This is a genomic window from Aquabacterium sp., assembly GCF_016195855.1.
Classification (GTDB): Bacteria; Pseudomonadota; Gammaproteobacteria; order Burkholderiales; family Burkholderiaceae_C; genus Aquabacterium.
In genome coordinates, this window is sequence record NZ_JACPYU010000022.1 from 53,322 (window position 1) to 74,254 (window position 20,933).

Annotated in this window: 19 protein-coding genes; 12 read left to right on the top strand and 7 right to left on the bottom strand. The window is 63.7% G+C overall.

Annotated features, from left to right (window positions below; translation table 11 throughout):
- Nucleotides 1–39: 39 nt before the first annotated feature.
- Nucleotides 40–828 (bottom strand): fused MFS/spermidine synthase, encoded by a 789-nt coding sequence (locus HY019_RS18110; protein ID WP_290694846.1) that lies wholly within the window; start codon nucleotides 826–828, stop codon nucleotides 40–42.
- Nucleotides 829–878: 50 nt separating this feature from the next.
- On the opposite strand from HY019_RS18110, the gene HY019_RS18115 reads away from it, so the two are divergent.
- From HY019_RS18115 to urtE, 7 genes are all read left to right on the top strand, one after another.
- A complete protein-coding gene (locus HY019_RS18115) occupies nucleotides 879–1,601 on the top strand; it encodes a GntR family transcriptional regulator (RefSeq protein WP_290694848.1) in 723 nt (240 codons plus the stop codon).
- Between the two features lie 19 nt (nucleotides 1,602–1,620).
- Complete coding sequence (locus tag HY019_RS18120; RefSeq protein ID WP_290694851.1) at nucleotides 1,621–2,337, top strand: sterol desaturase family protein; 717 nt, start codon at nucleotides 1,621–1,623, stop codon at nucleotides 2,335–2,337.
- A gap of 178 nt (nucleotides 2,338–2,515) precedes the next feature.
- Nucleotides 2,516–3,793, top strand: coding sequence for an urea ABC transporter substrate-binding protein (gene urtA / locus HY019_RS18125; protein ID WP_290694853.1), 1,278 nt, complete (start codon nucleotides 2,516–2,518; stop codon nucleotides 3,791–3,793).
- Nucleotides 3,794–3,915: 122 nt separating this feature from the next.
- Complete coding sequence (urtB, locus tag HY019_RS18130) at nucleotides 3,916–5,574, top strand: urea ABC transporter permease subunit UrtB (protein ID WP_290694855.1); 1,659 nt, start codon at nucleotides 3,916–3,918, stop codon at nucleotides 5,572–5,574.
- Between the two features lie 24 nt (nucleotides 5,575–5,598).
- Nucleotides 5,599–6,729 carry an urea ABC transporter permease subunit UrtC gene (urtC, locus tag HY019_RS18135; RefSeq protein ID WP_290694856.1) on the top strand — a complete coding sequence of 377 codons (1,131 nt, stop codon included), beginning with the start codon at nucleotides 5,599–5,601 and terminating at the stop codon, nucleotides 6,727–6,729.
- Nucleotides 6,726–7,625: an urea ABC transporter ATP-binding protein UrtD gene (gene urtD / locus HY019_RS18140; protein ID WP_290694857.1), complete on the top strand. Its 900-nt coding sequence runs from the start codon at nucleotides 6,726–6,728 to the stop codon at nucleotides 7,623–7,625. The genes urtC and urtD overlap by 4 nt, the downstream gene beginning before the upstream one ends.
- Before the next feature lie 2 nt (nucleotides 7,626–7,627).
- The gene (gene urtE / locus HY019_RS18145) at nucleotides 7,628–8,332 is read left to right on the top strand and encodes an urea ABC transporter ATP-binding subunit UrtE (RefSeq protein ID WP_290694859.1); all 705 of its coding nucleotides are present in this window, start codon (nucleotides 7,628–7,630) and stop codon (nucleotides 8,330–8,332) included.
- A gap of 9 nt (nucleotides 8,333–8,341) precedes the next feature.
- On the opposite strand, the gene HY019_RS18150 is transcribed toward urtE, so the two are convergent.
- The 4 genes from HY019_RS18150 to HY019_RS18165 form a co-directional block, all read right to left on the bottom strand.
- Nucleotides 8,342–9,121: a hypothetical protein gene (locus HY019_RS18150; protein WP_290694861.1), complete on the bottom strand. Its 780-nt coding sequence runs from the start codon at nucleotides 9,119–9,121 to the stop codon at nucleotides 8,342–8,344.
- 6 nt (nucleotides 9,122–9,127) lie between these two features.
- Nucleotides 9,128–9,364, bottom strand: a complete 237-nt coding sequence (locus tag HY019_RS18155) for a hypothetical protein (protein WP_290694863.1) — start codon at nucleotides 9,362–9,364, stop codon at nucleotides 9,128–9,130.
- 61 nt (nucleotides 9,365–9,425) lie between these two features.
- Nucleotides 9,426–12,266: a cation-translocating P-type ATPase gene (locus tag HY019_RS18160; protein ID WP_290694865.1), complete on the bottom strand. Its 2,841-nt coding sequence runs from the start codon at nucleotides 12,264–12,266 to the stop codon at nucleotides 9,426–9,428.
- A gap of 41 nt (nucleotides 12,267–12,307) precedes the next feature.
- Nucleotides 12,308–12,712: a YkgJ family cysteine cluster protein gene (locus tag HY019_RS18165; RefSeq protein ID WP_290694867.1), complete on the bottom strand. Its 405-nt coding sequence runs from the start codon at nucleotides 12,710–12,712 to the stop codon at nucleotides 12,308–12,310.
- Nucleotides 12,713–12,848: 136 nt separating this feature from the next.
- Here HY019_RS18165 and HY019_RS18170 point away from each other — a divergent pair, with 136 nt between their 5' ends.
- From HY019_RS18170 to HY019_RS18180, 3 genes are all read left to right on the top strand, one after another.
- Nucleotides 12,849–13,202: an FKBP-type peptidyl-prolyl cis-trans isomerase gene (locus tag HY019_RS18170; RefSeq protein WP_290694869.1), complete on the top strand. Its 354-nt coding sequence runs from the start codon at nucleotides 12,849–12,851 to the stop codon at nucleotides 13,200–13,202.
- Nucleotides 13,203–13,208: 6 nt separating this feature from the next.
- Nucleotides 13,209–13,640, top strand: coding sequence for a DUF1841 family protein (locus HY019_RS18175; RefSeq protein WP_290694871.1), 432 nt, complete (start codon nucleotides 13,209–13,211; stop codon nucleotides 13,638–13,640).
- 147 nt (nucleotides 13,641–13,787) lie between these two features.
- A complete protein-coding gene (locus HY019_RS18180) occupies nucleotides 13,788–16,958 on the top strand; it encodes a Calx-beta domain-containing protein (RefSeq protein ID WP_290694873.1) in 3,171 nt (1,056 codons plus the stop codon).
- A gap of 86 nt (nucleotides 16,959–17,044) precedes the next feature.
- Here the strand turns inward: HY019_RS18180 and HY019_RS18185 are convergent, their stop codons facing one another.
- The gene (locus HY019_RS18185) at nucleotides 17,045–17,650 is read right to left on the bottom strand and encodes a c-type cytochrome (protein WP_290695077.1); all 606 of its coding nucleotides are present in this window, start codon (nucleotides 17,648–17,650) and stop codon (nucleotides 17,045–17,047) included.
- A gap of 180 nt (nucleotides 17,651–17,830) precedes the next feature.
- Between HY019_RS18185 and HY019_RS18190 the strand changes: the two genes are divergently transcribed.
- A complete protein-coding gene (locus HY019_RS18190; RefSeq protein WP_290694875.1) occupies nucleotides 17,831–18,427 on the top strand; it encodes a MoxR family ATPase in 597 nt (198 codons plus the stop codon).
- Nucleotides 18,428–18,448: 21 nt separating this feature from the next.
- On the opposite strand, the gene HY019_RS18195 is transcribed toward HY019_RS18190, so the two are convergent.
- The gene (locus HY019_RS18195) at nucleotides 18,449–19,639 is read right to left on the bottom strand and encodes a GGDEF domain-containing protein (protein ID WP_290694877.1); all 1,191 of its coding nucleotides are present in this window, start codon (nucleotides 19,637–19,639) and stop codon (nucleotides 18,449–18,451) included.
- 119 nt (nucleotides 19,640–19,758) lie between these two features.
- On the opposite strand from HY019_RS18195, the gene HY019_RS18200 reads away from it, so the two are divergent.
- On the top strand, nucleotides 19,759–20,931 hold the full coding sequence (locus tag HY019_RS18200) for a VWA domain-containing protein (protein ID WP_290694879.1): 1,173 nt from the start codon (nucleotides 19,759–19,761) through the stop codon (nucleotides 20,929–20,931).
- Nucleotides 20,932–20,933 lie beyond the last annotated feature (2 nt).

Below are 20,933 nucleotides of genomic sequence, written 5' to 3' on the forward strand. Positions count from 1 at the left end.
ATCCCTTGCGGTCGTGGCCCCTCGCGCGTGAGCGCGGGATCAGGCCGCAGGTGGTGGCACAAGCCTAACCGACTTGAGCAAGGCGCGCTGAAAGCGGCTTGAACTGGCGGCCAGGATTTCCTGGTGAATGGGCGCCAGCGCGGCCCATCTGGCCTCGAAGTGGGCGAGGCCTTGAGCGAGGCCTTCAGCCGAACCCGCGATGGCGATGTCATTGCCCCCTTCGTCGGACTCGGCCGAGATCACGGCGCCAGAAAACGCCTTGCCCAGGCGGCGCGTGACCTCGCGCGTTTGCTCGGTGTCGGCCTGCACATTGGCCACCAGCCAGCCTTCGGGCGCCAGGGCAGCACGGCAGTGCTGGTAGAAGCTGCGCGTGCACAGGGCCTCGGGCAGGCCTGCACCTGTGAAGCCGTCCACCAGGATCACGTCGTAGTGGCGAGGCGGCTTGTGCACGAAGCGGGCGCCATCTGCGCAAACGATGCGCAGCCGGTCGCTGTCCGGCGGGATCATGAATTCATGGCGCATGTCGATCACGCTCTGGTTGATCTCCACGGCCGTGAGGTCGGTGTCCGGCAGGTGCTTGTGCAGGTACTTGAGCATGGAGCCGCCGCCCAGCCCGATCATCAGCACGGCCTTGGGTGCCGGGTTGAACAGCAGGAAGCCCATCATCGCCCGGGTGTAGTCCAGCACGAGCTCGTCGGGGGCATCCAGGCGCATGCAGCTTTGAATCAGCGAGGACTCGAAGCTCAGCGACACGGTCTGGCTGTTGGCATGAAGGCGCGGTGTTTCGGGCATGGCGAGGGCGGGCAATGGGCAGCGAGTGTAGGTCATGCCGGGTTTGCCCTGCCTTAACTTATCAACTGGTATGATAAGTTTGAGGCATGGACAAATTGCTTGACCCCATCCTCCGCCAGCCGCTGTCCGATGCGCTGTACGTGCAACTCAAAGGCAAGATCATCGATGGCGAGCTGAAAGCCGGTGAGCGCCTGCCTTCCGAGCGCGTGCTCAGCGAAGAGTCCGGCGTGAACCGGGGCGCGGTGCGCGAAGCGGTCAAGCGGCTGCAACAGGCCGGGCTGGTTGCGGTGAGGCAGGGCGGCAAGCACGAGGTGCTGGATTACCGCCAGCAGGGCAGCCTGGAGTTGTTGCCCAGCCTGCTGATCAACAGCAAGGGCGCGGTGGACCCGAAGGTGGTGCGCAGTGTCATGGGCATGCGCTCGGCCCTGGCCCCCGAGATCGCGGCAGAGGCGGCGCAGCTGGGCGGCCCGGCCTTGGCCGACAAGCTGGACCAAGTGCTCAGCGTGATGCAAGGCGGCCTGCACGACCTGAACGCCTTGCAAGTGGGCGCCATGCATTTCTGGCAGACCCTGGCCATTGCCAGCGACAACATCGCTTACCAACTGGCCTTCAACACCATGCGACAAAGCTATCACAAGGCCTGGGACAAGCTCACCTATGTGATGGCCCGCGAGTTCCAGGACATCGACAACCTCAAGGCCATATCCGACGCCGTGCGGCGCGCGGACGCGGACGCCGCGCGCTCGGCAGCCCGGGCCCATGTGGCGCTGGGGCGTCAGGCCCTGGCGTCCTTGTTTGCCGCCATGTGATTCCAAAGAGGAGCAGCTCATGTCCGCGCAACGCGCCACCGACACCGTCATGCCGACGGCCGAAGACACCGTCAGCCACAACCCCATGCGCCCGCCTGCGGATTCACCCCGCACGGCTGGGCAGGCCTTCAAGGTCTTCTTGAGTCACCCCAGTCCCTTGATCATCGTGTTGGCGCTGATCGTGCTGGGCACACTGCGTTGGCAGGCGGGCAGCCTGGGCTGGCGGGACGCGGCCATCGCATTGGGCTTGCTGGCGCTGTTCCCGATCAACGAGTGGATGATCCATGTGTTCATCCTGCACTACCGGCCACGCCAGATTCTGGGTGTCACGGTGGACTTCTACCTGCCCAAGACCCACCGTCGCCATCATGCCGACCCGTGGAACCTGGAATGGGTGTTCGTGCCCCGGCACGTGCATGCCCTGGTGCTGGGCGCGCTGGCGCTGGCCTGCTTCTTTGCAGGCAACTGGCGGCCCGAGGTGTTGACCTTCGGTTTCGTCTACCTGCTGCTGGGCCTGCATTACGAGTGGGTGCATTACCTCACCCACATCACCTGGTGCCCACCGCTGGCCTATTACGAGCGCCGCGTGCTGGAGCACCGCTGGCACCACTTCCGCAACGAGAACTACTGGTGGGGTGTCTCCATGGGGCTAGGCGACCGCCTGTTCCGCACCGCACCCAATGCGAAAGACACCGCTCGCTCGGGCACCAACCGGGATCTGGGCCTCAAGCGTTGAGCGCGTCGCTGCCATCAATACGCCACTGATACGCCACATGGCGTATTTCGCTCCATGAAGCCCCTGGGCACACTGAACGCATCGGATCTGAAAACGGCCTCCAAAGCCGATTCTTCAGAGACGTGACAAGCAAAGAGTCAAGCGTTCAAAACCCCCCGCTTCAAAGGAGCGAAATCCCATGAGCATTTCTCGTCGCAGCGCCGTCCAATCCCTGACCGCCGTCGCCCTGGGCGTCGCTGGCCTGGCTTTCAGCACCATGGCCTCTGCCGCCGACACCATCAAGGTCGGCGTGCTGCACTCGCTGTCGGGCACCATGGCCATCTCCGAGACCGTCCTGAAGGACACCGTCCTGATGGCCATTGACGAGATCAACGCCAAGGGCGGCTTGCTGGGCAAGAAGCTGGAGCCCGTGGTGGTGGACCCCGCCTCCAACTGGCCACTGTTTGCTGAAAAAGCCAAGCAGCTGCTGACACAAGACAAGGTGGCCGTGACCTTCGGTTGCTGGACGTCCGTGTCGCGCAAGTCGGTGCTGCCGGTCTACAAGGAAAACAACGGCCTGCTGTTCTACCCCGTGCAGTACGAAGGTGAAGAGCTCGAGAAGAACGTGTTCTACACCGGTGCCGCACCCAATCAGCAAGCCATTCCTGCCGTCGAGTACCTGATGAGCAAGGACGGTGGTGGCGCCAAGCGTTTCGTGCTGCTGGGCACGGACTACGTCTACCCCCGCACCACCAACAAGATCCTGCGTGCCTTCCTGAAGTCCAAGGGTGTGGCCGAGGCCGACATCCTGGAGGAGTACACCCCCTTCGGTCACTCCGACTACCAGACCATCATCGCCAAGATCAAGAAGTTCGCTTCTGAAGGGAAGAAGACCGCGGTGGTCTCCACCATCAACGGTGACTCCAACGTGCCTTTCTACAAGGAGTTGGGCAACCAGGGCCTGAAGGCCAAGGACGTGCCGGTTGTGGCCTTCTCGGTGGGTGAAGAAGAGCTGCGCGGTGTGGACACCAAGCCGCTGGTGGGCCACCTGGCTGCCTGGAACTACTTCATGTCCATCAAGAACCCGACCAATGACGAGTTCATCAAGAAGTGGTCGGCTTACGCCAAGGCCAAGGGCATCGCTGGCCACAAGGACAAGCCTTTGACCAATGACCCGATGGAAGCCACCTACATCGGCATCAACATGTGGGCCCAGGCTGTCAAGAAGGCCGGCTCTACCGATACCGACAAGGTGATCGCGGCCATGGCCGGCCAGACCTTCAAGGCCCCGGGTGGCTTCATGTCCACCATGGACCCCAAGAACCACCACCTGCACAAGCCCGTGTTCATCGGCGAAGTGAAGGCCGATGGCCAATTCAAGGTGGTGTGGAAGACCCCCGGTCCTGTCAAGGCTCAGCCCTGGAGCCCCTTCATCGAAGGCAATGACAAGAAGAAGGACGAGCCCGAAACCAAATAACTGGTTTGAGCGATCGAGTGCCCGTCCTCTCTGACGGGTTGAACCATGAAGCAGAGCGGTTCGCCCCGTTGGGGTCACCAACGGGGCGTCTTTTTTTCCTGCTGAATTGTTTGAGACAGGACATGTCTGTGACACCACTTCACGCCGAGACCAAGCCGGCGATCACCTCGCGAGCAGGGCGCGCCCTGTCGGCCTCCTTGCTGACCTTGAGCCTGACGCTGGCCCTGGCATTCGCAGTCGGGCCGCGCGATGTCCACGCGCTCACTGCCGACGAGGCCTATGCCCTCTCCGCCGGAGACAACGATGCCCGCATCGCCACCTTGCAAAAGCTGGTCGCCAAGGGTGACCCCGCTTTGCCTGCTTTCCTGGATGCGCTCGCCGCCGACACCGTCAAGGTGGCGGGCAACAAGGCCTACATCGTCTACGGCGACGAGGTGAAGGACGCTGCCACGGGCGCGCCTGCCAAACTGCCCGACGGCGCAGAAGACGTGGTCAACAACAACCGCATGAGCAGCGAGATCGAGGCGGCGCTGGGCGCAGGCAAGTTGCTGTCCAAAGATGTGGCCACGCGCGCTGAAGCGATAGATTCCTTGTCCAAGGCGGCGGACGAATCCAAGCTGCCCTTGATCGACAAGGCCTTGGCTGCTGAAACAGATCCCAAGCTCAAGACCTTGCTCAAGGCGGTGCGCGCCAAGGCCATGTTGTCGTCTTCAGACGCAGGCACCCGCATTGCCGCCACCAAGGCCCTGGCCGAAGACGCCACACCAGAAGCCCGCGCGCTCCTGATGGAGCGCATGGCCGACGGCAGCGAGACGGATTCGGCCGTGAAAGGCTCGCTGCAACTGGCGCTGGACAAAGTCAACCGCAAACTGGCCTGGGGCGAGTACGCCGGCGTGCTGTTCACCGGCATCAGCCTGGGCTCCATCCTGCTGCTGGCCGCGCTGGGCCTGGCCATCACCTATGGCCTGATGGGCGTGATCAACATGGCCCATGGTGAGCTGATGATGATCGGCGCCTACGCCACCTTTGCGGTGCAGAACGTCTTCCGCAACCATTTCCCCGGGGCGTTTGATTGGTACATCGTGCTGGCTGTGCCCGCGTCCTTCCTGGCCGCCGCCGCCGTGGGCGCTGTCCTGGAGCGCGGGGTGTTCCGCTTTTTGTATGGCCGCCCGCTGGAAACGCTGTTGGCGTCCTGGGGCGTGAGCCTGGTGCTGATGCAGGGCGTGCGCAGCCTGTTTGGCGCGCAGAACGTGCAGGTCGAGAACCCCGCGTGGATGTCTGGCGGTTTTGACATCCTCAGCAACCTGACCTTGCCTTACAACCGCCTGGTCATCATCGCGTTCGCGGGCGTGGTGCTGCTGGCCATGACCCTGCTGATTGCCAAGACCCGCATGGGCCTGTTCGTGCGCAGCGTCACCCAGAACCGCCCGATGGCGTCGTGCATGGGCGTGAACACGGCGCGTGTGGACACCATGGCCTTCTCGCTGGGCGCGGGCATTGCCGGCCTGGCGGGTTGCGCCTTGTCGCAGATCGGAAATGTGGGGCCTGACCTGGGCCAGAACTACATCGTGGACTCGTTCATGGTGGTGGTGCTCGGTGGCGTGGGCCAGATCGCCGGCACCGTGTACGCCGCGATGGGCCTGGGCCTGATCAACAAGTTCCTGGAAGGGTGGGCCGGTGCGGTGCTGGCCAAGATCATGGTGCTGGTCATCGTGGTGATCTTCATCCAAAAGCGCCCGCAAGGCTTGTTTGCCATGAAGGGCCGCAGTGCCGAAGCCTGAGGAAATCAAACCATGAGTGCCGTGATGACTTCTTCCATGCCCCATCTGCCTGCGGTCACCGTGCCGCGCAGCGCCTTGGGATCCAAAGGCTGGACGGCCGTGGCCGCCGCCGTGATCACGGTACTGGTGCTGGCCCCCGTGCTCAACCTGCTGGTGCCCGAGGGCTCGGCCTTGCACCTGTCCGACTATGCCGTGGCCCTGATCGGCAAGATCATGTGCTACGCCATCTGTGCGCTGGCCATGGACCTGATCTGGGGCTATACCGGCATCCTCTCGCTGGGACACGGGCTGTTCTTCGCGCTGGGTGGCTACGGCATGGGCATGTACCTGATGCGCCAGATCGGCCGTGATGGCAGCTACCACAGCGATCTGCCGGACTTCATGGTCTTCCTGGACTGGAAGACCGTGCCCTGGCACTGGACCTTCAGCGAGTCCTTCATCGCGCAGATGATCCTGGTGGTGCTGGTGCCCGGCTTGCTGGCCTTCATCTTCGGCTTCTTTGCCTTCCGCTCGCGCATCAAGGGGGTGTACTTTTCCATCATCACCCAGGCGATGACGTTCGCGGCCATGCTGCTGTTCTTCCGCAATGAAACGGGCTTTGGCGGCAACAATGGCTTCACCGACTTCAAGCGCATCCTGGGCATCCCCATCGCGCAACCGTCCACCCGCATGGTGCTGTTCGTGCTCACGGGCATGACGCTGATCGGCTTTTACCTGATGGCCCGCTGGCTGGTGAACACCAAGTTCGGCCGCGTGCTGCAGGCCATCCGCGATGCCGAGAACCGCGTCATGTTCTGTGGCTACAACCCGCTGGCCTACAAGCTGGCCATCTGGACGCTGTCTGCCGTGATGTGTGCCATTGCCGGGGCCCTGTATGTGCCGCAGGTGGGCATCATCAACCCCAGCGAGATGTCGGCCGCATCGGGTATCGAGATTGCCATCTGGGCGGCGGTGGGTGGTCGCGCCTCGTTGATCGGGCCGATCATCGGCGCCTTCTTTGTCAACGGGGCCAAGAGCTGGTTCACCCAGGCGTTTCCCGAGTTCTGGCTGTACTTCCTGGGCGCGCTGTTCATCCTGGTGACCCTGTACCTGCCTGACGGCATCGTTGGTGGTGTGAAGAAGTTGCTCAACAAGAACCCCGAGGTAAAAGCATGACACCGGAGTTGATGGAAGCGGGCACGCAAGCCCTGAACAAGCACTTGGGCCTGGTCACCAGCAACGCAGGGGAATCCGGCGGACGTGCAGCCTCGTATGGGCGCGTGGTGGAGCCCGATCAACTGGATGTGACCCATGGCTCCATCCTGTATCTGGACGATATCTCGGTGAGCTTCGATGGTTTCAAGGCGCTCAACAAGCTGTGCCTGAACATCGCCGTGGGCGAGATGCGCTGCATCATCGGCCCCAATGGCGCGGGCAAGACCACGATGATGGACGTCATCACCGGCAAGACCCGGCCTGATGCGGGCACGGCTTACTTCGGATCGACGATCGACCTGCTGGCCCGACGCGAAAACGAGATCGCGCAGATCGGCATCGGGCGCAAGTTCCAGAAGCCCACGGTGTTCGAGCACCTGAGTGTGTTCGAGAACCTGGAGCTGGCCTTGAAGGCAGACCGCCGCGCACGTGCCTCGGTGTTCTTCAAGCTGAGCGGCGAGCAGCTGGACCGCATTGGCGAGATGCTCAAGCTCATCCACCTCAAGGGGCAGGCGCAGCGTACGGCGGGTTTGCTGTCGCACGGGCAGAAGCAGTGGCTGGAGATCGGCATGCTGCTGATGCAGGACCCCAAGCTGCTGCTGCTGGACGAGCCCGTGGCGGGCATGACCGATGAAGAAACCGAGCGCACGGCCGAGTTGTTCTTGTCGCTGGAGGGCGCGCACTCGCTGGTGGTGGTCGAGCACGACATGAAGTTCATCAACGAGCTGACCACGCGCGGCGCCAACGCCAATCGCAAACGGGTGACGGTGCTGCACGAGGGTTCGGTGCTGGCCGAGGGCACGTTGGCCGATGTGCAGGCCAACGACAAAGTCGTTGAAGTCTATTTGGGGCGTTGAACATGTTGTCGGTTGAAAGCGTTAACCAGTACTACGGCGGCTCGCATATCCTGCGCGGCCTGGACTTCGAGGCCAAGGTGGGCGAGGTCACGGTGGTGCTCGGCCGCAATGGCGTGGGCAAGACCACGCTGCTCAAGAGCCTGATGGGCCTGGTGCCGATCAAGTCCGGCGCCATCAAGCTGGGTGGGCAGGGCATCGACAGGCTCAAACCCTACGAGCGGGTGCGCATGGGCGTGGGCTATGTGCCGCAAGGCCGCGAGATCTTCGGGCGTCTGACGGTGGCCGAGAACCTGCAGATGGGGCTGGCCAGCAAGCCGGGCAGCACGCCTGTGCCGGAGCAGCTGTTCGAGCTGTTCCCCGTGCTCAAGCAGATGATGCACCGCCGCGGTGGCGACCTGTCTGGCGGGCAACAGCAGCAGTTGGCCATTGCCCGCGCGCTGGCGGCCGGCCCGAAGCTCTTGATCCTGGACGAGCCCACCGAAGGCATCCAGCCCAGCATCATCAAGGACATCGGCCGCGCCATCCGCAAACTGGCCGATGAAGGTCTGAACGGCCAGAAGATGGCCGTGGTGCTGGTCGAGCAGTTCTATGACTTCGCCGCCGAGCTGGCGGATCAGTATCTGGTGATGGAGCGCGGCGAGATCATCAAGCGAGGCAGGGGGGCCGACATGGCCACCGATGGCGTGCGGGACTTGATGTCGATCTGAGTCCAGCCGTCAAGGACGGCGCGGGGCATCAAAGAATGGCAGCAAGGCCTTGGCTGCCTCGATGCGCAAGGCCATGGCCACGGTGTCATCGTTCATGACCTTGAGCAGGAAGCGCTTGGGGTCAAGGGCCGGCGCCGTGTCCCTGCTGCTGGCTTCGCGCAGCTCCAGCTGGTTTGGCTGGGGCTGGTCTGGCGATGGCGTCAGTTGCCCGCTCAGCCGCGCCTCAGCGCGCTGAAAGTCGGCGGGCGCGATGCTGTCGAGCCGGGACAGCAACTCTGCCTGGCCATGCTCGCTGGGCGGGAAGTCGAGCCAGGGCGTCTCGGCGAAAACAGGGGCCAGATCAGGCGCCACAAACGCCGACCAACGCTCGGCTTGCGCCTGCGGGGCCGGCACCAGGCTGGCGTGCTGGAACTGCAAGGGCGCCAGCGCAGTCACAGCCGGCAGCATGCGGAGGCGTTCTGGCCCGATGCCTGGCAGATAGCGCACACGCAGGGCTTCCAGGAAGGCTGATGCGCGCGTGGCGGGCAGCGGCTCTGCAAGCGAAAACCAAAGTTGGTAGCCATCGACACCGGATACCGCGATGGCCGGCGCAGGCAGCGCCAGGTCCACCTGCACGCCGTGCCAGACGGCAGACAGCGCGTCCCAGTCAGCCGGCCTGGCCAGTTCCAGCACCATCGCCCGTGTCCGGCCCTGGGCGTCAACGAGCCCGCTCGCCTGCGGATTGGCGTCCTGGTCGCCCGTTGCAAGTGGCAGGTAGAGGCGGCGCCGCTCGGATTGCAGTCTGCTCATGGCGGCTCAGCAGCGCCCGGATCGCCGGCTGCGCGGCTGCAATTTATCCAGCTCGGCCAGTTGTTGCTTGAGCAGAATCAGCAAGGTGCGCGCGTCATCAACGGGCAGGGACAGGCAACTGATGACGGCTTGCTCATCGCGTGCCGGGCGAGGCTGCACCAATACATCCACGCCCAACTCGATCAGGCCCCGGTTGTGCCGGGCCGATTTCAGGCGCTGAATTTCGATGTCGTAAGTTTTCATGTGTTTTCCCGCGAGTAAGGCAAGGCCCGATTGTCGGGCAATCTGTGACGGCATAGCCCGCTCATGCCTGGGTTGAATGCACCTGGCTTCTCGCAACGCCCCTGCGGCGCAACCCCAGTTTGCGCAACTCGCTGACCCACAGCACGGCGCTGCCCATGGCGACACAAAGCCCCCATTGCGCCAGGGTCAGCGGCGCGGTGCCAAAGGCCAGGTTCAACCAAGGCAGCTCGACCACCGCGATCTGCAAGCCCAGCCCCAGTGCCACGGCGGCCCACAGCCACCGGTTGCTGAACAGCCCTTGAAACGCGCTGTCGGTGTCGGAGCGGGCATTGAAGGCATTGAAGAACTGGCCCATTACCAGCACGGTGAAGGCGGCCGTTCGGGCGGTGGTCAGGTCCTGCGTGCCCTCCAGCAAACCGCCGGGCAGGAACAGGTCCAGCGTCACCAGCGTGGCCAGCGCCAGCGCCAGGCCTGACTGCAGGACCGTGGCCCACATGCGGGCATCGATCACCCGGTCGCTGGGGTGGCGCGGGCGGCGGGCCATCACGTCGTCGCTGGATGGGTCCACGCCCATGGCCAGTGCAGGCCCTGAGTCCGTGATCAGGTTGATCCACAACAGTTGGGTGGCCAGCAATGGCAGCACCACGTCACCGGACGCGTCGATCAGCCCAAGGACACGGGCACCGACCACGGCCAGCAGCACCGTCAACACCTCGCCCATATTGGACGACAGCAGGTAGCGCAAGAACTTGCGGATGTTGTCCAGGATGTTGCGGCCTTCGCGCACCGCGGCCACGATGGTGGCGAAGTTGTCATCGGCCAGGATCATCTGCCCGGCCTCCTTGGTGACCTCGGTGCCCGTGATGCCCATGGCCACGCCGATGTCGGCCAGCTTGAGCGCGGGTGCATCGTTGACACCATCGCCAGTCATGGCGACGACATGGCCCTGAGCCTGCAGCGCCTTGACGATGCGCAGTTTGTGGGCCGGTGCGACGCGGGCATACACCGAGGTGCTACCTACGGCTTCGGCCAGGCGGGCATCGTCCATGGTGTCCAGATCGGCGCCGGTCAAGGCCGTGGCCCCAGGCGCGACGATGCCCAGGTCGCTGGCGATGCGGGCGGCGGTGCGGGGGTGGTCGCCTGTGATCATGATCACGCGGATGCCGGCGCGGTGTGCCTCCTTGATGGCCTGCGCAGCCTCGGCGCGAGGCGGGTCGATGATGCCGACCGTGCCCACGAAAATCAGGTCGCGCTCCAGGGCCTCGCCTTGCTGCTCGTGCTCATCGGGGGCCAGGGGCCGGTAAGCCACAGACAAGGTGCGCAAGGCCGCATCGGACAGTGCGTTCACATCGGCCAAGGCCTGCGCCCTGGCGTCGTCGCTCAAGGCGCGCACCTCCAGGCCCACCCGGACGTGGGTGCAATGGGCCAGCAGCACGTCTGGTGCGCCCTTGGCGATGATGACGCGTTCACCGTCGTGCTCATGGTCAATGGCCAGCGTCGACATCATCTTGCGGTCAGAGGTGAAGGGGATGTCGGCGATGCGCTCGAAGCGTGCCTGGCGACGCTCATGCACACCCAGCTTGCGCTCGGCCACGAGGAAGGCCGCCTCGGTCGGGTCGCCCTGGATCACCCAGTTGCCATCGGGCGCCTGACGCAGATCCGCATTGCCGGCCAGGCTGCCCCCGCTGAGCAGTACGACGTGTTCGCTGTGCATCGGGCCGTGCGACAGGACTTCACCCGCCTGCGCCTGATCCAGGTGGTGCAGTTGCCCCTCGGGCGCGTAACCCACGCCACCGACGCGGCTGCTGCCGGACGAGGTCACGGCGCGCTCGATGGTCATCTCCGAGCGTGTGAGCGTGCCGGTCTTGTCAGAGCAGATCACCGACGCCGAGCCCAGCGCCTCGACCGAGGACAGGTTCTTGACGATGGCCTTGCGCCCCGCCATGCGCTGCACCCCCATGGCCAGGACCAGCGACAAGATGGCGGGCAGCCCCTCCGGCACGGCCGCGACAGCCAGGGAGACACCGAGCAGCAACACGGACACCAGGTCGTGCAGTGTCCGGATGTTGGACACCAGCAGCACCGCTGCGATGACCGCGATGCAGATCAGGACGACCGCGCGGCCCAGCATGCGGCCGATCTGACGCACCTCCTTTTGCAAGGGTGTGGCTTCCTCGATCGTGGTGTTGAGCAGATGGGCAATGGCGCCAATCTCGGTTGCCATGCCGGTTGCCGTGACCACGGCCCGCCCGCTGCCTTGCGCCACGGCCGTGCCCTTGAAGACCATGTTGCACCGCTCGGCCAGCGGCGTGGCAGCCGGCAAAGGGGCGGGCTCCTTGAGCACCGCTTCGCTTTCCCCAGTGAGCGAGGCCTCCTGAACGCGCAAGACGCTGGCCTGGATCAGGCGGGCATCCGCCCCGACGCTGTCGCCTTCGCTGAGCAACAAGAGGTCGCCACAGACCAGCTCGGTGCTGGGCACGCGCTGCGGCACGCCATCGCGCAGCACGGCAGACGTCACGCCGGTCAGGCGGATCAAGGCTTCGGCCGCGCGGCGTGACCGGGTCTCTTGCACAAAACCCAGCAGGGCATTGAGTGCCACCACCACCAGGATGACCAGGGCATCCATGGGCCAGCCTTTGCGCCCTTCGAGCGCCCAGACAACCAGGGTGATGAAGGCAGCGACCAGCAGCAGGTAGACCAGCGGGTCTTGAAATTGTGTCAGCAGGCGTCGCCAGGAGGGCGTTGGGGCCTGGGTCTGCAAGGCGTTGGGGCCGGCCTGTGTAAGCCGCCGTTGTGCTTCGGCCGCGGACAGGCCCGTGTCCACCGAGGTGTCGAACTGACGCGCCACCTCTTGCTCGGTGAGTTGACAGGGGGCGAGGGACTGGCTGGTGGCAGCAGGCATGGTCGTTTCCTGCGGGCCACTATAGCGGGCGAACGACCGGCTCAGACGCCCTTGCCTTTGGCCCCATACGGGCAGTGACCTGGCCTGGGCCCGACCTGGGGGTGACTGCGGCAGGTGTTGGGCCGTTGCTCGTACACCTTGCAGCGCCGGGTGACGGCGTCCAGAAAGTGGCAGTCGCCATTGGCGCGCCGGGCGAGGGTGAAGATGCTGTACTTGAAGTTGAAGTGCTCGATCAGGCCTGCCTTGCTCAGGCGTTTGGCAATCTGCTTGGGCGCCTCATGCTCCGCCTCGAAGGGGTCGACCAGTTGCAGCCGCACCAGATCCGGCAGCTTGACCTCGACCGGCATGGTGCAGCAGTTGGCCACGCAGGTGTCGCACAGGCCATTGCGGTAACGGGTCCAGGTGTCAGGGCGGTCAACGTCGACAAAGTAGATGGAGGGCTTCATGGCGAGGGCGGGGCAGCACAGTGCGCATTTTGCCCGCTCGGGAATCTGGTCCTCGTTCACGCCATGAAACACACAGGGTCGCCAAGCAGGTAGACTCGGCGCTCTTTTCCAATCAGGACAGTCGAAAGGACCTGCCATGCCCGTCATCACCACCGCCTCCGGCCTGCAATACGAAGATACCGTTGAGGGCTCTGGCGAGGTCGCCAAGGCCGGCGCTTATGTGACCGTGCACTACACCGGCTGGTTGTACGAAGGCGGCGTCAAGGGCGCCAAGTTCGACTCCAGCAAGGACCGCAATGACCCCTTCGAGTTCCCCCTGGGTGCCGGCCACGTGATCCGCGGCTGGGACGAAGGCGTGCAGGGCATGAAGATCGGCGGCAGCCGCACGCTGGTGATCCCGCCTGCGCTGGGCTACGGTGCCCGCGGCGCCGGCGGCGTGATCCCGCCCAACGCCACGCTGATGTTCGAAGTCGAACTGCTGGGCGTCTGATCGCTCATGTTCGCGCCCAGCCAGGAGCAGGTTCGCCGCTTCTTTTGCGAGGCCTGGTCCAAACACCAGGCCGGTCAGCCCCTGACGCCGCTTGAGGCGCAGGCGGCCGACTGGATCGCCGAGCACCCTGAATACCATCAGGACCTGGCTGACGTCGAGGCGGCCATAACCCGCCAGTACACGGTGGAGGAGGGGCGCACCAACCCCTTCCTGCACCTGTCCATGCACCTGTCCATCACCGAGCAGGTCAGCATCGACCAGCCGCGCGGCGTCAAGCTTGCCATCGAGCGCCTGGCCCACCGCCTGAACTCCCTGCACGAAGCCCACCACGTCGCCATGGAAGCCCTGGGCGAGATGGTCTGGGAAGCCCAGCGCTCGGGCAAGCCATTTGATGGCGAGGCCTATATTGATCGCATCCTGATGCACGCAACGCGTTGATCGGGGCGCTGTCAAGTGTGACTTTCATCACGGATCATGTGTGCGATGTGTGACGTAGTCCATCCACACAGGGGATGCGTGCGGCTTTAAGCGCATCCGGGCAGGCCCTAAACTCACAGGGTTGTAGTCCGCTGTATCGGGTGCCTCATGCCAATTCTTGCGATGTCCGCCGGGACGGTCACTGCCGTCTGGGGTAATGCCTTTGTCCGTTTGCCCAATGGTTCGCTCAAGCCCGTGCAGGTGGGCGACAAGGTCAAGGGTGGTGAGCGCATCCTCACCGATGAAGACGGTATCGTCGAAATCTCGCCGGCCAAGGGCGCTTCTGTGCTGGTCAAGGCCATCGCGGCACCTGAGACGGTCAACAAGGCGATTGCGGGCATTGAGGGGCAGGACCCCGACCAGGCGCCTGCTGCAGGCCTGACCGGTGGTGCCGAAGGCGGCATGCAGCCAGGCTTGCGCGTGGACCGCGTGTCCGAGTCAGTGGGGCAACAGGCCTTCGATTTCGGGACGGGGCCTGGGCAGGCCAACGCGCCCTTGGGATCATCTGCCGATCAACGCCTGCTGGCCTCGCCCCAGGCGGCTCCTGAAGTGGCGCCGCAAGCCAGCATCAACAACGTGGATGTCAACGAAGGCGCAGGGTCTGCCGTCTTCACGATCACACTGGACAAGCCTTCCTCCAGTCCGGTGACGATCCAGTACACCACGCAGGAAGGCAGCGCATCCTCCAATGGTGATTTCACGCCCACCAGCGGCAGCGTGACCTTCAACCCCGGCGAGACGAGCAAGTCGGTGACGGTGCCGGTGAAGAACGACGCGGTCTACGAAGGCTCGGAGCAGTTCACTGTCAAGCTGAGCGCGCCCACGAATGCAGCGCTTGCCAAGGACACCGGCTTGGCCACCATCCACGACGACGGCACAGGCAGCGTGCCCACTGACGTCGTGCCAGACGATGACCGCCCGCACGTGGTTATCGTGAGCGACGCCCAGACGACAGAAGGCGGTGAGCTGGCTTTCCACGTTCAGGTTTCCAACAGCAGCACCACGGTGACCACCCTGACGCTCAAGCTGTCAGGCCTGGGTGAGCATCCCGCCACCCCGGGCACCGATACAGCCCCCGAGATCAAGGTGTCGGTCGGCAATGGTGAGCCTTTGCCCGCCCAGATCGACGCGGATGGCAACATCACCTTCCCCTTGCCCGCCTTCACGGGACCCGAGACCGACATCGTCGTTCACGTGTACACCAAGACCGATGGCCAGGTGGAAGGCCTCGAGGCGCTGCAGTTATCCGTCACGACGCCGCACGATACGGTGATGCCGGCCAACACCGGCACCGGCGTCATCGTGGATGCCGACACCAAGCCCTACATGCTCGTGCTCAACGGCGAACCAGCCGTGGAAGGCAGCCCGGTTGGCTTCAACGTCGTGCTGACGCACGCCTCCAGCGAGTCGGTCACAGTCAAGCTGGCTCTGGCCAATCTCACGGATGCCAGCGGCGTGCCTGAGGCTGACGGCGCGCGCATCGGCCTGGATACCGGGACGCAACTCGAATACGAGACGGCCGATGGCAGTTGGGTGCCCGTGCCGTCCTCAGGCTTGCTGACGTTCTCCCCTGGTGACACCTTGCTCCATGTTCGTGTCGCCACCGTGGACGACAAGGAAGTCGAGAGCATCGAGTACGTCAAGCTGGTTGCCACGGTTGTGGCGGGCGACACGGCCAATGGCCTGAACGTGCCTACATCCAACAAGACCGCCCTGATCGACAACGATCTGCCTCCGGTGGACGCCATCCATGACCATGTGTCGGCCACCGACACCAATCTGATGATCGTGCTGGACACCTCGGGCAGCATGAACACCGACAGTGGCATCCATGGGCTGACGCGCATGCAAGCGGCCATTGAGGCGATCAACAACCTGCTGGACCGCTACGACCAGATCGGCGATGTGGCCGTGCGCCTCGTGACCTTCTCGACCAACGCCAGCGAGCAGGGCACGGGCTGGCTCAGCGTGCCTGATGCCAAGGCCTTGTTGAGCGCCCTGGAGCAATCCGGCGACGGCGCCACTTATTACAACCGGGCCCTGTCGGAAGCGAAGGCGGCTTTCGAGACGGTTGAAGGCAAGCTGGACAACGCCCAGAACGTGGCCTACTTCCTGTCTGATGGCGTCCCCACCGAGCCTCACGTCGGCACCAACTTGGGTGACGGCAAGCTCTCGGCAGAGGCGCAACTGGATTGGTTGCGCTTCGTGGACAGCCACCAGATCAAGAGCTATGCGATCGGCATGGGTGGCGACGTCAGCAAGACCTTCCTTGACGGGATTGCATTCGATGGCCAGGCCGCGGCCGACACCGATGGTGTGGTGGTGTCCGACTTTGCGCAGCTCGACCAGGTGCTCAGCGGCACGACCAACGACTTCGTGCAGGGCAGCCTCTCGGTCGGTGGTGCGCTGGGGCAACCCGGTAGCCCCTTCCTGCATGTGTCCAGCATCGTGGTGGATGGCACCGAGCATGCGTTCCAGACTGGCGTGTTGACTGTGCACACCAATCTGGGCGGCCAGTTCTCGATCGACATGAGCACGGGTGAATACAGCTATGCCGCACCGGCCATGCTGGCCGATGGCGTGGCCAACGAGACCATTGGTTTCAGCCTGATCAACGACCAGGGGCAGACATCCACCTCGACCCTGGGCATCCAGTTTAACCACACCCACGTGATCGCAGGCACGAGCCTGGGCGAGTCCCTGACTGGCCACACGACGGCCGATTGGTTGATGGGCCGCTCGGGCGATGACATCCTGATTGGTGACGGTGGCAATGACCAGCTGTTTGGTAATGCCGGCAACGACGAGTTGCATGGCGATGCCGGCGATGACCTGATCGTGGGCGGACAGGGCCATGACACCATGTTCGGTGGCAGTGGCTCCGACGTGTTTGCCTGGCACTTCAGCGACCGTGGCGCTTCTGGTGCCGAGGCCGATCGTGCTGTAGACACCCTCAAGGATTTTGACGCGCACGCACCATCAGCTGGCGGTGACGTGCTGGACCTGCGCGACTTGCTGCAAGGTGAGAACACCACCGGCGGCACGGGCAACCTGGATCACTACCTGCAGTTCGACACCTCGGGCGGCAACACCGTCATCAAGGTGGCGCCCACCGGCGACTTTGTCCCCGGTGATGCCAGCGCGGGAACGGCTTCGCAGCACATCGTGATCGAGGGCGGCCACCTGCTGTCGGATCTGGGGCTGGATGCGGGGGCATCGAACCTGCAGATCATTGCCAAGCTGCTTCAGCAAGGCAACTTGCTGGTCGACCACGCCTGATCACGCTGGACCACGAAAAGGCCCCACGCATGAAAAAGCCCGCTTGGTAAAGCGGGCTGATCTGCGCGGTGGCCTTGCGCTTACTCTTACTGCTTGAACTTGGGCTGAGGCACCGTCTTCAGGTCGGAGGGCAGGCCGCCAATGTAATTGGCCAGCATCTTCAATTCAGGCAAGGTGAACATCTTGGCCTGTGCGCCCATGATCGGGTTGGCGCGGCCAATCTGCGGGTTGTCCGAGGTCTGATAAGCCTTGAGCGCCACATACAGGTAGTCAGCATGCTGGCCTGCCAGCTTGGGGTAGCTCGGGTCGATGGGCTTGTTCAGGCCCTCACCGTGGCAGGCCGCGCAGTTGCCCTTGGTCAGCAGTGCCTGAACCTCGGGGCTGGGTGAGCCGCCTTTGCCGGGGCGCTGAGGCATGTCCTTGCCGCTGGCCTCGTAGAACACGGAGATATCGGCGATGTCCTGGTCCGACAGCGGGGCGGCGACGCCCTTCATGGTCGGGTGCTTGCGCTCGCCCTTGCGGTAGGCCGTCAGGGCTGCGGCGATGTACTTGGCGCTCTGCCCGGAGATCATGGGCACCTTGTGCACCTCCGGGAAGCTGGCCTGGTAGCCGATGATGCCGTGGCACCCGATGCACATGGCGATCTTGGACTTGGCGGCGGCGGTGTCACCGGGCTTGCTGTCCTGCGCCATGGCGCCCGAGGCGATGAGGCCCGCCAATGTCAACAGACCGAGGTTTTTGAAGATATTTGACTGTGTTTTCATGTGTCAGGCAGGGGAAAATAACCGGCAGGTGGAAAAACACGAGACTGCACCCCATTATTAGGGTCCAGCCTATACTCGAACACAGTAACAACCCGGTTGAGTCAGCGCATGAAATTCCAAGGTACCGATCAATATGTCGCCACAGACGACCTGAAACTGGCCGTGAATGCGGCTTTGAAGCTACAGCGCCCCTTGCTTGTCAAAGGCGAACCGGGTACGGGCAAGACGATGCTGGCCGAGCAGGTGTCGGAAGCCCTGGGCATGCCCCTGCTGCACGTCTACGAGACGCGCCAGCTCGTCAAGGCCCGGCACCGCCCACTGGTGATCATCACCTCCAACAACGAGAAGGACCTGCCCGATGCCTTCTTGCGCCGCTGCTTCTTCCACTACATCCGCTTCCCGGATGCGGCCGTGATGAAGCAGATCGTGGAAGTGCACTTCCCGCACATCAAGCAGGACTTGCTGACGGCGGCCATGCGCCATTTCTACGAGGTGCGCAACCTGCCTGGCCTGAAGAAGAAGCCCAGCACCTCCGAGCTGATCGACTGGCTCAAGCTGCTGGTGGCCGAGGACATCCCGGTCGAGGCGCTGCAAAGCAAGGATGAAAAAGTCAGCGTGCCGCCGCTGGTGGGCGCCTTGCTCAAGAACGAGCAGGATCTCAGCCTGTTCGAGAAGCTGGTCTACATGGCCCGCAACAACCGCTGAAGCGACAGCCTGGCTCGCCGATCAGGCCTGCCGGCTGTGCATGGGCCGGTCGGCGGCCATCACCACGCGGTTGCGCCCCTCGGCCTTGGCCTGGTAGAGCGCTTCGTCTGCGCGTTTGAGCAGGGCTTGCAGCGTTTCGCCGGGCTCGCCCGCGCAGGCCAGGCCCGTGCTGATGCTCACCGAGATGTGCTCGTCACCCCAGGGGATGTTGATCAGGCACACCGCCTCGCGCAGGCGCTCGGCCGCTTGCATCGCACCATCGTGCAGCGTGTGAGGCAGCAGGATGCAGAACTCTTCGCCGCCATAACGCGCCACGCGGTCCACCTCGCGGGCCTGCGCCTGCAAGGTGCGTGAGACCGCGCACAGCACGGCGTCGCCTGCGGCATGGCCCAGGCGGTCGTTGATGCGCTTGAAGTGGTCGATGTCCACCAGCAGCACGGTGTAGGGGTCGCCGAAGCGCTGCAGGCGCTGGTCTTCGCGGTCCAGCAGGTACTCGATGGCACGGCGGTTGAGCAGCCCGGTCAGCGCGTCGTGGTGAGACAGGTGCTCCAGCCGGCGCACCAGGCGCATCACGACGATGTAGCCCAGCACGAAGCTCGCCAGGATCGACATGGCCACGCTGGAGAACACCATGGCGAACTGGGCCGCCTCGGTAGACCATCTCATCCAGGGCCAGTGCACACCGGGCGCTGTGTAGGTGAGGGCAACGAGCCCGAACACGATCACCGCGATGCTCAGCATGCCTGCGTGCATCCAGGCGGTCACGGCGTTGAACTCCGTGCGCAGCGGGGTAAAGGTCTCGCGCGCCGTGCGCCCCAGCGCCCAGGTCATGGCCAGGCTGCTGACGATCACGCCCGTGGCATGCCAGCCTTCGCGCAGGCACACGACCAGGTTGAACAGGGTCACGCCAACGACCAGGATGGTGTGCGCAACATCGGTCAGGCGGATCTTCAGGAAGAACTGCAGGCCGCGGCGCAGCGACACGGCACCCAGCACCACCAGCGAGCCGGCCAGGGCAATGCGCTGATCGGCCGTGCCGACTTCCGGCAGCACCGGCAGGGCCAGGGCCAGCCCGTTGGCCACACTGGCGAGCAGCCAGTGGCGTGCCGCCTTGCGTGAAAGCCCCAACCACGAGCCAGCCACCCACCACATCACCGTCGTCAGACAGTGAGTCAGCAGGATAAAGGCCAGCAACAAATGGCGAGCTTCCATGTGGCGACTTCAGTGATGCAACAGGTAAAACCTCAAAAGACCTGCAAGGAAACAGGACGCGTCAACACGTTTTCGGCTATCCGGGGCCAAAATACAGTTTGATTCGCAGGACCGCTTCTATGCTCATCGACTTCTTCTTCGCTTTGCGCTCCGCCCGGCTGCCGGTCACCATTCCGGAGTACCTCAGCTTGCTTGAGGCTATCAAGAATGACGTGATCGGGCCGTCGTTGGATGAGTTCTATCACCTAGCCAAGATGACGTTGGTGAAGAATGAAGCGCATTTCGATAAATTTGACCGGGCGTTTTCCGCCTATTTCAGGGGGGTAACGGAGTCCATTGACCTGACTCGTGACATTCCTCTCGAATGGTTGCGCAAGCATTTCGAGCGCGAACTCAGTCCGGAAGAGAAAGCCAAGATCGAAGCCATGGGGTGGGACAAGCTCATGGACCGCTTCAAGCAGTTGATGGAAGAGCAGAAAGAGCGGCACGAAGGCGGCAACAAATGGATCGGCACCGGTGGCACCTCGCCCTTTGGTGCCAACGGGTACAACCCCGAGGGCTACCGCGTCGGCCAGGAGAAGTCCCGTAACCGCAGCGCCGTCAAGGTCTGGGACAAGCGCGAATTCAAGGACTATGACGATACAGTGGAGCTTGGCACCCGAAATATCAAGGTAGCCCTGCGGCGTTTACGGAAATTTGCACGCCAGGGGGCGGCCGAAGAGCTGGACCTGGATCACACCATCCATGCCACGGCGGCCAATGCCGGCATGCTGGACATCAAGATGATTCCCGAGCGCCACAACACGGTGAAGGTGCTCTTGCTGATGGACGTGGGCGGCACGATGGACGACCACATCCACCGCGTGGAGGAGTTGTTCTCGGCAGCCAAGACCGAGTTCAAGCACCTGGAGTTCTACTACTTCCACAACTGCGTGTACGACTTCATGTGGCGCAACAACCATCGTCGCTACACGGAGAAGATCCCGACGTTCGACATCATCCGCAAGTACAACAAGGACTACAAGCTGATCTTCGTGGGCGACGCCACCATGAGCCCCTACGAGATCCTGCAGGCCGGCGGTAGCGTGGAGTACAACAACGAAGAGCCGGGCGCCGAGTGGATCAGCCGCCTGACGCACGCCTTCCCCAACTTCGTGTGGATCAACCCCGAGCCGCAAGGGGTGTGGAACTATCGGCAAAGCGTGTCGATCATGCAGCAGCTGATGGGCGGGCGCATGTTCCCCATGACCTTGCAAGGTCTGGAGGCGGCCATGAGATTGCTCAGCAAATAAAT